The 15,101-nt window shown below is 59.5% G+C and carries 13 protein-coding genes; 2 read left to right on the top strand and 11 right to left on the bottom strand.

The features are described from left to right. Positions 1–51: 51 nt before the first annotated feature. On the bottom strand, positions 52–1,164 hold the full coding sequence (locus ACR0AM_RS13800; protein WP_480623203.1) for an S-(hydroxymethyl)glutathione dehydrogenase/class III alcohol dehydrogenase: 1,113 nt from the start codon (positions 1,162–1,164) through the stop codon (positions 52–54). A gap of 130 nt (positions 1,165–1,294) precedes the next feature. On the opposite strand from ACR0AM_RS13800, the gene ACR0AM_RS13795 reads away from it, so the two are divergent. Then, a complete protein-coding gene (locus ACR0AM_RS13795; protein WP_480474470.1) occupies positions 1,295–1,585 on the top strand; it encodes an I78 family peptidase inhibitor in 291 nt (96 codons plus the stop codon). A gap of 66 nt (positions 1,586–1,651) precedes the next feature. Then, the gene (locus tag ACR0AM_RS13790; RefSeq protein ID WP_480623202.1) at positions 1,652–3,304 is read left to right on the top strand and encodes a DUF6504 family protein; all 1,653 of its coding nucleotides are present in this window, start codon (positions 1,652–1,654) and stop codon (positions 3,302–3,304) included. Positions 3,305–3,874: 570 nt separating this feature from the next. On the opposite strand, the gene ACR0AM_RS13785 is transcribed toward ACR0AM_RS13790, so the two are convergent. The 10 genes from ACR0AM_RS13785 to ACR0AM_RS13740 all read right to left on the bottom strand — a co-directional run. Next, positions 3,875–4,327 carry an SRPBCC family protein gene (locus tag ACR0AM_RS13785; protein ID WP_480474467.1) on the bottom strand — a complete coding sequence of 151 codons (453 nt, stop codon included), beginning with the start codon at positions 4,325–4,327 and terminating at the stop codon, positions 3,875–3,877. A 99-nt stretch (positions 4,328–4,426) separates the two neighbouring features. Next, positions 4,427–5,239 carry an XdhC family protein gene (locus ACR0AM_RS13780; protein WP_480623201.1) on the bottom strand — a complete coding sequence of 271 codons (813 nt, stop codon included), beginning with the start codon at positions 5,237–5,239 and terminating at the stop codon, positions 4,427–4,429. A 13-nt stretch (positions 5,240–5,252) separates the two neighbouring features. Continuing rightward, positions 5,253–6,443 carry a vWA domain-containing protein gene (locus ACR0AM_RS13775; RefSeq protein ID WP_480623272.1) on the bottom strand — a complete coding sequence of 397 codons (1,191 nt, stop codon included), beginning with the start codon at positions 6,441–6,443 and terminating at the stop codon, positions 5,253–5,255. Beyond that, entirely contained in the window at positions 6,443–7,309 is an 867-nt protein-coding gene (locus ACR0AM_RS13770) for an AAA family ATPase (protein ID WP_480519530.1), read from the bottom strand. The genes ACR0AM_RS13775 and ACR0AM_RS13770 overlap by 1 nt, the downstream gene beginning before the upstream one ends. A 104-nt stretch (positions 7,310–7,413) precedes the next feature. Continuing rightward, the gene (locus tag ACR0AM_RS13765) at positions 7,414–9,831 is read right to left on the bottom strand and encodes an aerobic carbon-monoxide dehydrogenase large subunit (RefSeq protein WP_480623200.1); all 2,418 of its coding nucleotides are present in this window, start codon (positions 9,829–9,831) and stop codon (positions 7,414–7,416) included. Then, a complete protein-coding gene (locus ACR0AM_RS13760) occupies positions 9,828–10,322 on the bottom strand; it encodes a (2Fe-2S)-binding protein (RefSeq protein WP_480519526.1) in 495 nt (164 codons plus the stop codon). Before ACR0AM_RS13760 ends, ACR0AM_RS13765 begins: the two co-directional genes overlap by 4 nt. 14 nt (positions 10,323–10,336) lie before the next feature. Next, a complete protein-coding gene (locus ACR0AM_RS13755) occupies positions 10,337–11,170 on the bottom strand; it encodes an FAD binding domain-containing protein (RefSeq protein WP_480623199.1) in 834 nt (277 codons plus the stop codon). 139 nt (positions 11,171–11,309) lie between these two features. Beyond that, positions 11,310–12,407, bottom strand: coding sequence for an MHYT domain-containing protein (locus ACR0AM_RS13750; protein WP_480495010.1), 1,098 nt, complete (start codon positions 12,405–12,407; stop codon positions 11,310–11,312). Between the two features lie 85 nt (positions 12,408–12,492). Next, positions 12,493–13,986, bottom strand: a complete 1,494-nt coding sequence (locus ACR0AM_RS13745) for a heme biosynthesis HemY N-terminal domain-containing protein (RefSeq protein ID WP_480623198.1) — start codon at positions 13,984–13,986, stop codon at positions 12,493–12,495. Positions 13,987–13,996: 10 nt separating this feature from the next. Continuing rightward, positions 13,997–15,101: COG4223 family protein (locus tag ACR0AM_RS13740; RefSeq protein ID WP_480623197.1), on the bottom strand; the 1,105-nt coding region annotated here is incomplete at its 5' end.

The raw sequence follows: 15,101 nt of genomic DNA, 5'->3' as shown, positions 1-15,101 counted from the left end.
GAACGAAAAAAGGCGGGCAAAAGACCGCCTTGCGCAATTATTTCAATTTTATCAATAGATAACCACCGATCGAATGCTTTCGCCCTTATGCATCAGGTCGAAGCCGTGGTTGATGTCGTCCAGACCCATGGTGTGGGTGATCATCGGGTCGATCTCGATTTTGCCTTCCATGTACCAGTCGACGATCTTGGGCACGTCCGTGCGCCCACGCGCACCACCAAATGCGGTACCGCGCCACGAACGGCCGGTGACCAGCTGGAATGGCCGGGTCGAGATTTCGGCCCCTGCAGGTGCCACGCCAATGATGATCGACTCACCCCAGCCCTTATGCGCCGATTCAAGTGCTGCACGCATCACGCCGACATTGCCTGTGGCGTCAAACGTATAATCCGCACCGCCCTTGGTCAGGTTGACGAGATACGGCACCAGATCGCCTTCAACCTCTGACGGGTTCACGAAGTCGGTCATACCGAACCTGGTGGCCATTTCCACCTTGGAGGGATTCAGGTCGACGCCGACGATCTGGTCTGCTCCGGCCAGACGCAGGCCCTGAATGACGTTCAGGCCGATACCGCCCAGACCAAACACGATTGCACGGCTGCCGATTTCCACCTTGGCCGTGTTGATGACCGCGCCGATACCGGTTGTGACACCACAGCCGATATAGCAGATCTTGTCGAACGGCGCATCCTCGCGCACCTTGGCCAGCGCGATTTCAGGCAGAACCGTGTGGTTCGAGAAGGTCGAGCAGCCCATGTAATGCAGGATCGGATCGCCATCCAAGGTCGAGAAACGAGAGGTGCCATCGGGCATCAGACCCTTGCCCTGTGTTTCCCGGATCGCCTGACACAGGTTGGTCTTGGGGTGCAGACAGTATTCACACTCGCGACATTCGGGGGTGTAAAGCGGGATCACATGATCGCCCGGCTTCAGGCTGGTCACTCCTGGGCCGACCTCGACCACCACGCCTGCGCCTTCATGGCCCAGAATGGCCGGAAACAAGCCTTCGGGGTCGGCACCCGACAGAGTGAATTCGTCGGTATGACAGATGCCGGTGGCCTTGATCTCGACCAGAACCTCGCCCGCCTTGGGGCCTTCGAGGTTTACATCCATCACTTCCAAAGGTTTGCCTGCCTGAATGGCGACGGCGGCATGGGTACGCATGCTACTTATCTCCCTGTCACTTTTGCCCCGACCCTGCGTCAATTACAGGGTGTTTTCAACCGTGCTTTCATGGCAGGTTGGCTAATTAATTGATATTGCAGAAACGACATTGCCAGAATGAGGAACGCCAATGCATCGATTTTTCCCGATCCTGATCTTTCTGGCGGCCTGCGCTGAGACCCCGCCCGCGCCCGAAGACGCTTTGCTGCCACCGGAACCTGCCCCGGTCGATCTGGCCTTTTGTCAGGGCGAAGATTTTTCGGATACCGTTGGCCAGCCTGTTTCAACCATTCAGGCAAACCTGCCCGCGCGGTCGCGCGTGCTGGGGCCGGATGACATCGCCACGCAGGATTACCGCATCGACCGGCTAAACGTATACGTGAATGGTGACGGGATCATCCAGCGGCTGACCTGCGGATAAGGGCGGACTCGACTCAGGCATCGATTCTCACTTAAGAACAAAGTAAGAACGTTATGATGCTTGAAAATGCCCAAACGCCGAATACTTTCGCTATGGTTCCCCCGTCTGGGGGCTGAACGGCTGATCCGCGCTGCGCGGGGGCTGCATACCGGACCTTTGGCCATCGTGGCCGAGCAGTCGAACATGCAGGTTATTACCTCGGTGAATGCCGATGCGCAGGCTGCCGGGCTGCGTATCGGCCAGCCGGTGCGGGATGCTCATGCCATGTGTGCCAACCTGATCACGCGCCACCGTAACGCCCCGGCCGAAGCCGCGTTCCTGGCCGCATTGCGTCGCTGGGCGGGAAAGTTCAGCCCATGGGTGGCCGAAGAGCCCCCGGACGGGCTGATCGTCGATCTGTCAGGTTGCACCCATCTGTTTGGCGGAGAGGAGGCGTTGCTGAACGTTCTTGAAACCGACTGCGCGGATATGGGCCTCAGCGTACAGATGGGCATCGCCGACACGCTGGGCGCAGCCTGGGCTTTGGCGCGCTATGCGGGGCAAGCGGCCACATCCGACCGCAATGGCGACGCCATCAGTCAGGAGGCCCGTGCCACCCGCGCCCGGGCGGGCAAACGGCGGCACTGGACCAAAGGCGGCACCGCGCCGCAAGTGAGGGCCCTGGGCGGAGGCGCGCGGATCGCACCGCCGGGGCAATCTTATGGCGCACTCAGCCCCCTGCCCATCGCCGCGCTGCGGTTGGACGATCAGGTTGTCGTGCAGCTGAACCGTCTGGGCCTGCGCCGCATCGGCGATCTGCTGGGCCAACCCCGCGCCAGCCTTGCGCGGAGGTTTGGGCGCGGGCTGGTTCTGCGGTTGGATCAGGCCATGGGCAGCGCGCCCGAGCCTGTCTCGCCCGCCCGCCCGCCGCATCACTTCGCGGTCCGGATGACCCTGCCCAACCCGATTGGTCTGGTTGAGGATGTCATGGCTGCGGTTGATCGGGTTCTGCCAACGCTTTGCACCAAGCTGGAAGAAAAGGGGCGCGGTGCCCGCACCCTGCGGCTGGAGGCACACCGTGCCGATCAGGCGGCTGAGGTTATCGAGGTCGGTCTGGCCCGCCCAACTTACGATAAACACCGCATTCGCCCTTTGTTAGAGATGAAAATCGACAAGATCGACGCAGGCTACGGCATCGACATGCTGCGGCTTGAGGCGGTGCAGACGGAACCCATCCACGCCCGTACCGTGGCCGGCCATGCCGAAGCCCGCCGTGTGGCCCGCAACCGGCTGGCGGGCAATACCGCCGTGGATGACCTGATCGGCAAGCTGGGCGCGCGGGTGGGGCTTGAGGCAATCACCCGGCGCCATCCCGCGGCCTCGCACATCCCTGAGAAAACGGCGCAAACGCTGGCGGCGGCATGGTCGGAACCTGCCCGCGACTGGCCTGTGCCGCCACGCCCCCGCCCCCTGCTGATGTGGCAGCCTGAGCCGGTAATGGCCCCGGAAACCCCCGACGTGCCCAGCGCCTTTCGCTGGCGCGGACGTAACTGGCAGCTGGCGCAGGCCACCGGCCCGGAACGGATCGCACCAGAATGGTGGCTGGATGACCCGAACTGGCGCAGCGGCGTGCGGGACTACTGGGTTGTGATGACACAGCAGGGCGAGCGGTTGTGGCTGTTTTACGGCCATGGCGGAACCATGTCTGCAGGCTGGTTCTGTCACGGGCAGTTTGGTTAGGGTCTATTTCCCTCAGTAAATCTACAGATCCGGCGAGTGGCATTGCCGTTTGTAAACAGCCAATCCCGTCCAGACCTTGCCATCAGAAGAAAATGAACTCGTCCACCGGTATCTGCACCAACCTTCTCGTTGCGCCTGCCATGTTTACACTTGAACCGTCCGGCGTTGCAGCGTCCTGACGGCCTCCGTCTTCAATTTTCAAACGGGCGCGCTCAATCTCGCCCCACAAGAAAAAAAGACCGTCCCGTTTGCCTACAAGACCGGCAGGTATCGTGGTCCGCAAAACACGAGTTTTTGCCTGTGACATCTGCTCTCTTACTGCCTCCGGTGTTTTCCACCTTTTACAGAAAATCTACCGGTTATTTCGGGAAAAGCCAATTTTTTATGGGCAGAACCCAATTTTCAACCCTCCGTTGACAGGCGTGTTCGCAGCTCTCGCTGAAGAGCGTTGTCTTGACTGAGAATTTGCAGATACCGCCGATTGCTACTCCTTCGGTTGACGGCGGGTTTCCCCGCCTTGTCGACAGTGGTCCCTGCTTTGATAACCTCTCGGCTATGGAACGCTCCGGTTCATGCAGCCGACTGCTCTGACACGATCTCTCCGAACCGCGTAAAAAACTTTGCCGACAACTTCTTGGCGGTTCCCGCAATCAACCGACTGCCGAGCTGAGCAATCTTGCCACCAACATCAACCTTCGCCGTGTATTTCAGCACGGTTTCGTCCCCTTCTTCGGTCAACGATACGTCTGCGCCGCCCTTGGCAAATCCAGCCGCCCCGCCCTTGCCTTCACCCATCAAGGAAAACCCATTTGGTGCATTGGCCGTGTCCAATGTGACCTCACCTGCAAAGCGCGCTTTGACCGGGCCTATTTTCAGAACAACTTTCGCCTCAAGCTCGGTTGGTGATTTCTGCGTCAGTTCCTCACATCCCGGGATGCATTCCATCAATATGTCGGGATCGTTAAGCGCGCGGTAAACGACGTCCCGTGGCGCTGCGATACGGATTTCATCAGTCAGTTCCATTCAGGTCTTTCCTTTGTTCAACAACATCTTCGGAATACGCACGTTGCAACCTTGGCTATCCTTTGTTCCAGCCACGCAGGCCACATGCGGTAAAGGCGTTCAAGCAAGCTTTTCATCATGCGACACCTTTGCTGCCTTTTCACCGTTCCGCCACATCACGATCTCGGCCAAAATCGACAGGGCGATCTCATGCGGGTCTATGGCATATATGTCCAAGCCCGCCGGAGATTTCAGGCGCGCAACCTTCAAAGGGTCCAATCCCTGGGCGATAAGCTTTGCAGTCAGGGCAGCTGCCTTGCGGCGACTGGCCACCATCGACACGCGTGCCGCGTCGGTTTCCAATGCCGCCTTCAAAGCGGACGCATCGCTGCGCCCCTGCGCAGCCACCACGACATAGTCCCGCGGCTCCACGCCCAGCGCATCGACCTGTTCCAAGGCGAACCGCACATGGTTTCCAGCAATATCAAGCCCATCCTCGACAACCGTACGAAACCCCGCCAAAGATCCATGCGCCGCCAGAGCTTTGGCAATCAACCCCTCGCCGAAAATCACCAGCCGGGGCGCGTGTTGATAGGGCTCGACCAATAGATCAACTGTACCGCCGGACGGGCACCCACTTTTGAACGTTTGAACACCATCGGGATCCGTCATGTTCACCACCTTTTCTGAAGGTTTGACACGGATAATCTGCGGCGCCCCGGAACCCCAAGCTTGTTGCGCCGCTGCCCGGACTGCGCGTTGCACACAAGCCCCACCAAGATGACCCAGAATTTCACCCGCCTGGGTAACCGCCGCCTTCCCCCCAGCTTTGGCCGAGGTCGCATCCGCCGTGCGCAAAACCGTCGCCACACAAAAGGCCTCTCCGGTTCCGCGCAGCTGATCGATGGTGTCAAAAATGTCGAAATTCGCCAAGGTCAGACTCCTTTCACAGCTTTTGGAACTGCAGCTCAAGCGCCGCCAATGCATCCAGCGTATTGGCCGGTAAATGCGCATCCAGATAGGGTTCAGCCGCCTGCATCGCTGCCGCAATTGGTTGATAGCCCTTCCAGCCCTTCAAGGGGTTCAGCCAGACGATACGGCGTGCCTTGCGCCTGATACGCGCAAGCATATCCCCCAGAGCCTGCGGATCAGAACTGCAATATCCGTCCGACAGGATCAGAACGACAGTACGCCCGTTCAGTGCCCGCGCGCCGTATCCCGACAGAAATCGCTCAAGACTGCCGGAAATATCGGTGCCGCCGCCGAAGCCTTCGGCCATCAGCGACAACCGACCCACGGCCCGGAGAGTATCATGGTCGCGTAACGCATCTGTAACCCGCATCAATCGCGTGTGAAACAAATACGCATCTGCTTTGATCCCGCTGCCGATCAACCCTTTCAGGAAAGCCAGAAACACACGTGAGTACACGGTCATCGAGCCGCTCACGTCGCACAATGCCACAATCTGCATCGGGCGCGGCGGCCGCGCTCGGCGATACAGGTCCAGCGGCTCACCGCCTCGCGCCAGACTGGCGCGCTGTATTCGGCGCATGTCCAGAACAGCCCCGCGCAACGCCCGTTTCCGGCGGCGCGATCGCCTGTCCCGAAAAGCCCGCGCCAAGGCCAGCGCGGCTGTTTCAGCCTGCTTTAGGGCCTCGTCGTCCATTAACTCTCGCAAATCCCGGCGTGACAGGTTGGCCGTTCGCGTGGCGATCAACTTGCCGTCCACCCCTTCGGCTTCCCCTTCACCGCAGTCAGGCATAGTGGCCTCTTGTGCCGACCCGGATCGTGGTTCGTCTTCAGCTTGAGTTCTGGTCTGCCAGATCATTGGCTTGGCGGACTGCACCCGCACATGCTTGTTTTTCGCTTTTCCCGAACGCTGCGCACCAGCGTTGAACCAATAAGCATCGTACAGTTCATCAAACCTGCGCCAATCGTCCGCGTCTCCGGTCAAGACCGCGCACATGGCTTGCCGGGCTTGATTGGCATCCGTTGCATCCACTTCGGATAGGGCGGCAAGCGCGTCCCCCGCATCCAACGCGCCCAATTGCATGCCATTCATGCGCAGATGCGCTATGAAACCCGACATGCGGTCGGCAAGGCCCAAAGCCCGGGCGGGAAAGCGCGTAACCTGCATCACGCGACCTTTCCGATCAAGCGATCCATCACCTCGGGCGGTGCCGCACTGTAGTCTGCGGCAGTCTTCAGCAAACACACCAGCGTCGCCTGCACGTCTTCGCGGGATTTGGCCAGATCATTGACACCCAACCCGGACAGGGCCGCTGCCCAATCCAGCATCTCGGCGACGCCCGGTTTCTTCTCAAGGTCTTCCTGACGCAGCGCCTGCACAACCCCAATGATCTGACGCGCCAGAATCCCCTCAATTTCAGGCAGTCGTGCCCGCAGGATCGCCAATTCGGTCTCTCTCGAAGGATAGTCAAGAAAGCTGTACAAACATCTTCTGCGCAGCGCATCCGACAAATCCCGCGTCCCGTTGGCCGTCAGAATGACGACAGGCCGAACTTGTGCCTGCACAGTTCCCAGCTCGGGTATCGTGATCTGAAAGTCTGACAGGATTTCCAGAAGGTAGGCTTCAAACTCCTCATCCGCCCGATCAATCTCATCAATCAACAGAACCGGAGGTTTTGTTTCCGAGATAGCCTCTAACAAAGGCCTTTTCAGCAAATATTCATCCGAAAACAGCTGCGCCTCCGCGACGCCACCCTGCGCTTCGCTCGCCCGGATCGCCAATAGCTGTCTTTGATAATTCCATTCATAGATGGCATGGCTGGCATCCAGACCTTCGTAGCACTGCAGACGTATCAATCGCGTATCGCGCCAGGTTGCCACCGCTTTCGCAACTTCGGTTTTCCCCACACCCGCCGGCCCCTCCAGCAACAACGGGCGCCCAAGTTGTTGCGCGAGATGCAACGCCATGGCCAACCGATCATCGGCAACATAGCCCTGCGCAACCAACCCGTTCTGCACATCTTTCAAGGTCAAAACCAGGATCCTATCTTCATCTGGCCCCAAATATCCCGGGGGAGGTTCGGAGGGGGCAGAGCCCCCTCCGTCGGTCGGACCGGCAACAGCCGGTCCGATCCCATTCACCCATGCATCCCCAGACCATTGGCAATCTTCCAAATCCGCCAGTGGTCGTGCGGCATATGGCTCTGCACCAGTCCAAAGGGTCGGAACGCGTCATGCACTGCGTTCGAGAACGCGGGCACACCGCCGACATTTGGGCTTTCCCCCACACCCTTTGCGCCAATCGGATGGTGCGGGGACGGGGTCACCGTATGGTCGGTAGTATAGTTCGGCGTCTCCCACGCGGTCGGCAGGAAGAAGTCCATCAGCGTACCGGTTTTCACATTGCCCATGTCATCATAGGCAATCTCCTGACCCATCGCGATGGCCAACGCCTCGGTCACACCGCCATGGACCTGACCCTCGATGATCATCGGGTTGATCCGGGTGCCGCAGTCATCCAGCGCATAAAACTGCCGGACTTCCCATTCACCAGTATCCACGTCAATCTCCATGACACAGATATAGGCCCCGAAAGGATAAGTCATATTGGGCGGGTCATAGTAACTGACGGCCTCCAGACCCGGCTCCAACCCGGGAATGGCCTGATTATAGGCGGCGAATGCGATTTCCTTCATGGTCTTGAACCGCTCAGGCGCGCCTTTGACAGCGAAGCGATCCACGTCCCATTCGACATCGTTGTCGTGCACCTCCAGCAGATAGGCCGCGATCATCTGGGCTTTTGCCCGAATTTTGCGGGCCGCCATTGCTGTGGCCGCGCCTGCGACCGGAGTAGACCGGGACCCATAAGTCCCAAGCCCGTAAGGTGCAGTATCCGTGTCACCCTCTTCCAGCGTGATGTCATCGGCGGGCAGGCCGATTTCACTGGCGATGATCTGGGCAAAGGTTGTGGCATGGCCCTGGCCTTGGCTGATCGTTCCAAGCCGCGCAATCGCTGATCCGGTCGGATGAATGCGAATCTCGCAGCTGTCGAACATCCCCAGCCCGAGGATATCGCAGTTCTTCACCGGTCCGGCCCCGACGATTTCCGTGAAATGTGTCAGACCAATGCCCAGCAGCTTGCGCGTTTTTCCTTCCTTGAAATCCGCAATCCGCTGTGCCTGTTCCGCCCGCAGACCCTCATAGTTCACAGCCTTCAGCGCTTTGTCCCAGGCCGTGTGATAATCGCCCGAGTCATATTCCCAGCCCAGCGCGGATTGATAGGGGAACTGATCTGCCTTGATGAAGTTGATCCGACGCAACTCGGCCGCGTCCATGTTCAGCTTGATGGCCAGAACCTCGATCATGCGTTCGATGAAATAGGCGGCTTCGGTCACGCGGAAGGAACAGCGATAGGCCACACCGCCCGGCGCCTTGTTGGTATAGACACCATCCACTGCCAGATAGGCAGTCGGGATGTCATAAGACCCGGTGCAGATATTCATGAACCCGGCAGGGAATTTGGTCGGGTCGGCACACGCGTCGAAACCGCCGTGATCCGCCGTGGTGTGACACCACAATCCAGTGATCTTTCCATTCTTGGTGGCGGCAATCTTCCCCTGCATCCAGTAGTCACGGGCAAAGGCAGTGGACATCAGGTTTTCCATCCGGTCCTCGACCCATTTCACCGGTTTGCCGGTAACGATCGAGGCCACCACCGAGCACACATAGCCTGCGTAGGCCCCCACCTTGTTGCCAAACCCACCACCGATATCGGGGCTGATCACGCGGATATTGTGCTCGGCCAGCCCAGAGATCAGCGACACTACTGTCCGGATTGCATGAGGGGCCTGGAACGTTCCGTAGAGCGTCAGCTTGCCGGTCACCTTGTCCATCGACGCCACGCAACCGCAGGTCTCAAGCGGGCACGGATGGGTGCGGTGGTAATAGATCATCTCTTCGGCGACCACGTCTGCCTCGGCCAGCACAGCTTCGGTCGCGTCCTTGTCGCCCTGTTCCCACGTGAAGATGTGGTTGTGATGCTTACGCGGCCCATGTGCGCCTTCGGTCTGACCTTCCAGATCTTCGCGGAGCACCACGTCCGACTTCAACGATTCGAACGGGTCCGTGATAACTGGAAGCTCTTCGTATTCGACCTCGACCAGTTCAACGGCATCCGCCGCGACATAGCGGTCTTCGGCCACGACATAGGCAACTTCCTGGCCCTGGAACAGCACCTTGCCATCGGCAAGCACCATCTGCTTGTCACCGGCCAGTGTCGGCATCCAATGCAAACCCAAAGGCGACAGGTCTTCGGCGGTCAAAACGGCGATCACGCCGGGCAGTGCCAAGGCCGCCTCTTTGTTCACGCTGACGACGCGGGCATGGGCGTAAGGAGATCGCACAAAATCACCAAACAGCATCCCGTCCAGCTTGATGTCATCGACGTAATTACCCTTGCCCTGGGTGAAACGCACGTCCTCGACGCGCTTTCGGGCGCAACCTATACCTTTGAGGTTGGCAGCGCGTTCTTCGGGGGTCAGAGTCTGGTCGTTCATTCCGCGGCCTCCTTCTGTGCATTGAGCAAGTCAGCCGAAGCCGAGATCGCCTTGACGATATTCTGGTATCCTGTGCAGCGGCACAGGTTTCCGGCCATACCGAAACGGATTTCCTCCTCGGTCGGGTTCGGATTCTCCTGCAACAGACGATGCGCCCGGGTGATCATGCCCGGCGTGCAGAACCCACATTGCAGTCCGTGATGTTCGCGAAACATTTCCTGCAACACTCCAAGGCTGCCATCATCATTGGTCAGCCCTTCAACGGTTGTGATCTCAGCACCGTTTACTTGCGCTACAAAGGCGGTGCAGGATTTGACCGACTTGCCGTCGATATCAACGGTGCAGGCGCCGCAGTGGCTGGTTTCACACCCGATATGCGGGCCGGTGATTTTCAGGTCTTCCCGCAGGAAGTGGATCAGCAGCGTGCGTGGCTCGGTCAGACCTTCTACCTGCTTGCCGTTTACGGTCAGTTTGACATGCATTTTAGACATTGGTTCCCTCCCCCTCAGCCCGCGCGGCTTTGCGCACGATCGATGGCACGGCGCAGCACCACGGCGGCCACGTGTTTCTTGAATTCGACGGGGCCGCGGTTGTCAGCGACCGGATCGATCGCGTCTAGCATTGCGGCAACGCACCCTTCGACATCGCCACCGGCCAGCGCGGTGCTGGCCTCATCCGACCAGATGGGCGTGTCGGCCAGATTGGTCATCGCAACCGAGGCCTGACCGTTGCCAACCATCACAGCCGCGGCGGCGGTCGCATAATCCCCTATCTTGCGCTTTTGCTTTTGATAGGCCTGCCCCACGCCCGTACCCGGTACAGGGATCGAAATCCGGGTCAGGATTTCTTCATCTTCGCGGGCGGTAAAATACGCGGCCTCATAAAAATCACGCGCGGCAACTGTCCGCTTCCCGTCCGGGCCGGACAACTCGAACGAGGCGTTCAAGCACTGCATCAGCCCCGGCATGTCATTGCCCGGGTCACCATTGGCCACATTGCCACCGACAGTACCCATGTACCGCACTTGCGGATCCGCAATCTGAAGAGCCGCCTCGCGGATCAGCGGAATGGCACCGGCCAGATCCCCATGGGTGATCAGCTCGTGCTGCGTGACCATCGCACCCAAAGTAACGGTGTCAGGCCCGACCTCAATCCCCTTAAGCTCTTCGATGGCCTGAAGATCGACCAGATGACCCATCTCGGCCATGCGAAGCTTCATCATCGGGATCAGGCTATGCCCGCCCGCGATCACGCGCGCCTCGTCCCCGTATTCCTGTAGAATGCCGATGGCCGAGGCAATGTCGCCTGGCCGGTGATACTCAAAGCCGGCTGGTATCATGTTTTTCCTCCCTGGGTCCGGGCGATATGCCTTGGGGGACCTGAGGTAAGGAAAGAACGGCGGATTTAACTGATCCAGTTAAGGAAAACGGAGCGCGCGGCTTGTTTCACGAAATGCGAAAGAACTGCACGAGTTGCGCCTACAATCCCAGTGCTTCGCGAATATCCGTCAGGCGGGACCGGCTGACCGGCACCTTGCTCAGCGCGTCAACGCCATCGAAATAGCAGGTGCCATTGTCCTTGTGACGTTCAAAGCGCGAGACGTGTTTCGGGTTCACCAGATAGCTACGATGCGCCCGCAGGAAGCCTTCGGGCAAAAGTCGCGTTTCCGCATCCGTGATCGACCAGGGGCAGAACAGTTTCTCTGCATCCATATAGAGAACCGTATAATGCCCCTCGGCCCGAATGGCGGCGATCCGCGCGGGATGCGCAAAAAAGGTCTGGCCTTCGCGCTCATACGGAACACCAGCGCGCATTGGGGCGGGTTCCGACACAGGTCCCGAGGCAGGTGCAGCAGGTGCAGCCACGGGCTTTGGTTCTATGAACGTGATACCGGTCAATAGGAAAGCGCCACAGATCAGGAAAACGGATACCGTCACCCCCATTGCCAAAACCTGATTATCCAGCGCTGGACCCGCCCCGCCGAGGCTGTCGCTCGCGACGAAATCAGTCAGGCCCGTGGCAACAAAATGCATTGTGAACACCGCCAGCCCGAAACAAACCGTACCAAGCAGGATGTTCCGTTGTGTCCGGTTGCCATAAGCCACCCAAATTGCAGCCACCGACAAGATTACTGATGCCAGTGCTGACAGAGCAACATCGAAAATGTCATAGACAGGGCGGCAAAGCTGCATACCAGCCATCCCGACAAAGTGCATCGCGACGATGCCCAGCCCGACAATCACACCAGATCCGATCATCGTCTGAACCGAGCGAGGCCGGAAATGCAGCAGCAGCAAGGCCAGCCCGACCATCAGGATCGCGACCAGTGCCGACATCAGAGTGATCAAGGCATCATAGTAAAACAGAATTGGCAGTTGCAGCCCCAGCATCGCCACGAAATGCATCGACCAGATGCCGCCGCCCAGAATGACAGCGGCCAATGCCACCACGAACTTGCGCCGCTGGCTATCCAGCCTTGACGCGCCGTGCGTCAGGTACAGACCCGTGAACCCGGCCATGAGCGCCACGGCAAGCGAAGCCACCACCAACCAAGTGTTGTGAGAGTAGTCCAGCATTTGGATTTGAACGCCCTCCCCGACGCGAGGATGACGTTAGCAAACCGAATTGATTGCGACAATTCACAGTTAGCAACAGCAGGGCTCAGACCTGTTTCTGAGCCTCTGCGTCGTCCGCCACCTCTACAGCATCCACTGAGACTTCAACCACATCATCGTCTTCCGCAGGCTCGACAGCTTCGGGTTCTTCGGTCTGGCTCTCAAGTGCACCGACGATCAGGGGCAGCATGTGAACCCCGGTCGCTGTTGCAATCTCGGGTGTCTGTGGCGTTTGCCAACTGAGCGTATCGAAGCTGTGGCAGTTCTGACAAACAGGTCCCCATTCGGGTTGAATGTCATGACAGTTGTCGCACACCCATTGCGGGCCGCGCGGCGCGTTCAGTGCCTTGGCAAGCCAGCCTTGGACAACAGCGTCGGTGGCACCCTCGCCGCGTTCAATGGCGGCCATCAATGTATAGGCGCGCGCGTCACCCCGTTTTTCCACGACATCACCCAGGGCACGGCGGGCTTCGGGGAAGTCTTCGGCCACAATGTTCAGTTCGGCCAGGATTAGACGGGTTTCCAGATTTTCGGGATGGGTGCGGGTCAGCGCCGTGAAACGCCTGACCCGTTGTTCCGGGGTTTCATCCGGCGCGATCTCGGCAAAGGCATGGGCCAGATCCGGATGTGGGCGAACTTCCCACGCTTTTTTCAGGATCTTGGTCGCTGCCCGGGACTTGCCCTTGGCGATATACGCGCGGGCCGCCATGGCGGCGGCAGGCACCAGGTCGGGCGACAGGCGATTGGCTTCGATCGCGCGCTCTTGTTGCTCGACAGTCGCGCCTTCATCCAGGATTCCCTTGGCTTCGGACAGCGCCAGAACCGCATCGCGACGTTTGAATACGTCGCGCGGCAGATACCCGGCTTTCAACTTGGACGTCAGCGTCGACCGGGCACCAGCCCAATCCTGCGCCTTGGTCTGCAATTTCAGCAGTACGTCCTGTGTCTCTTCGTGGCGCGGTTTGATGGCCAGCGCCTTTTCGGCCAGCTTGCGGGCGGTTTCATCATCTCCCTCGGCCAGCTTTTGTTTCATGATACCGCGCACACCGACAAACCGGGTCGCACTGTTTGTCACCAGTTTCTTGTAGGTGTCCGAAGCTTTCTTGGTGTCACCCGTCATCTCGGCAGCCTGCGCCACCAGAAGATCCGTCAGTTCCGGCTTGTTCAACAGCTTTTCGGCTTTACTGGCCTTGGTCATGGCAATGCGCCCCTCGCCCGAGGCCAAAGCCATCAACCCATCGGCCAGCGCCTGATAGCCGCGCTGTTCCCGGCTGCGGTCGAAATACCGCGACAGGGCGGTTTCGTCGCCGTTGAGGAATTTGAGCGTCGCAACCAACAGACTAAGCAGTTTGAAGAACAGCCAGACCGCAAATACCAGAACACCCAGCGCAATCACTGACTGAAGCGGCCCAAGGGTGAATTCCGTGCCCGCGACGGTGATCTGCACCCCACCGCTGGTTTGCATCAGGAAGTGACCGCCCAGCGCCAGCAGGCCGATAATCGCAACAAAAACGAGGATCTTAAACAATGACCACAGCATGGCAGGTCCTTCAGTTCGAGTTCAGGCTGGAAGCCAGCGTATTCACGGCGTCAATGGCGGAGGCTCGTGTCCCGGCCGCCTGCTCCCAATCGGCCATCGCAGCCTGCGCCACTTCGGGAAGTGATTTCAGTTCATTCAACGCTCTGGTCAGGTCGCCATTCGCAAGCTCAGCCTGCGCACGCGACAGAACAGCGTCTGGACCATCACCTTGCTGAGGCGTGACGGAACGGGCACCCGTTTGACGTTGCAGGAAGGCGACCAAACCCGTTCCTTTGTCGGCCTCGCGCGCCCCGGCCAATGCATTTCGCGCCGCAGGCTCGAACGACGCCCGTAGCGCGGTCAGAGTTTCCACGCCTTTTTCCGACGGGCCGGACAGGGCGTCCGGTACATTCACACCGCCTGCCTTCAGTTCAGCAACCAGTTCCGAAAAAGGCTGGCCGGTGTCCAGCTGTCCACGCAGACGCGCCAGAATGGCAGCATTCATTGCAGCTTGTGCATCTGCCGAGGCTTTCGCTTCGAGAGCCTGAGCGTCCGAAACCATTTTTTCGACTTCAGCCCGTTGCGCCGCCAGCGAGTCCTGAAGTTTCTTCAGTTCCGCCTCAAACGCGGCGGTTGCCTCGGGCGAGGCAGTGGAGGCGATCGGGGCTTTTTCCAGCGCAGCGACCCGGTCCGTCAATGGCGCGACCTGACCGGACAGCGCATCAACCGAGGATTTTACCGTGCCGAGGTCGCTCTCAACCGGTGTCAGCTTGTCCGACAACGTTTTGACCTGATCTGCCAGTCCAGACACATCAGGGCTGTTTGCAAGCGCCTGTGACAGCTTGGCGATCTGGTCCGACTGTTCTGTTAGCTTTGCTTCCAGCTCTGCCAGCGCTCCCGAGTTGTCCGGGCCGGTTGGCAACAGCCCTCCATTGCCCAGCGCGAAACCTGCAACGGCGGCCAGCGCCCCACCCAACAGGGCCGGAACGAAACCGCCGCGTTTTTCAACTACGCGTTCGACGGTCTTTTCAGCGACCGGGGCTTCGGCTTCGGCTTCGGCTTCGGCTTCGGCTTCGGCTTCGGCTTCGGCTTCGGCTTCGGCTTCGGCTTCGGCTTCGGCTTCGGCTTCGGCTTCG

It is taken from the genome of Ruegeria sp. AD9, assembly GCF_056542305.1.
Note: the sequence above shows the minus strand (reverse complement) of the source record. Positions and strands in the feature narration are given on the sequence as shown.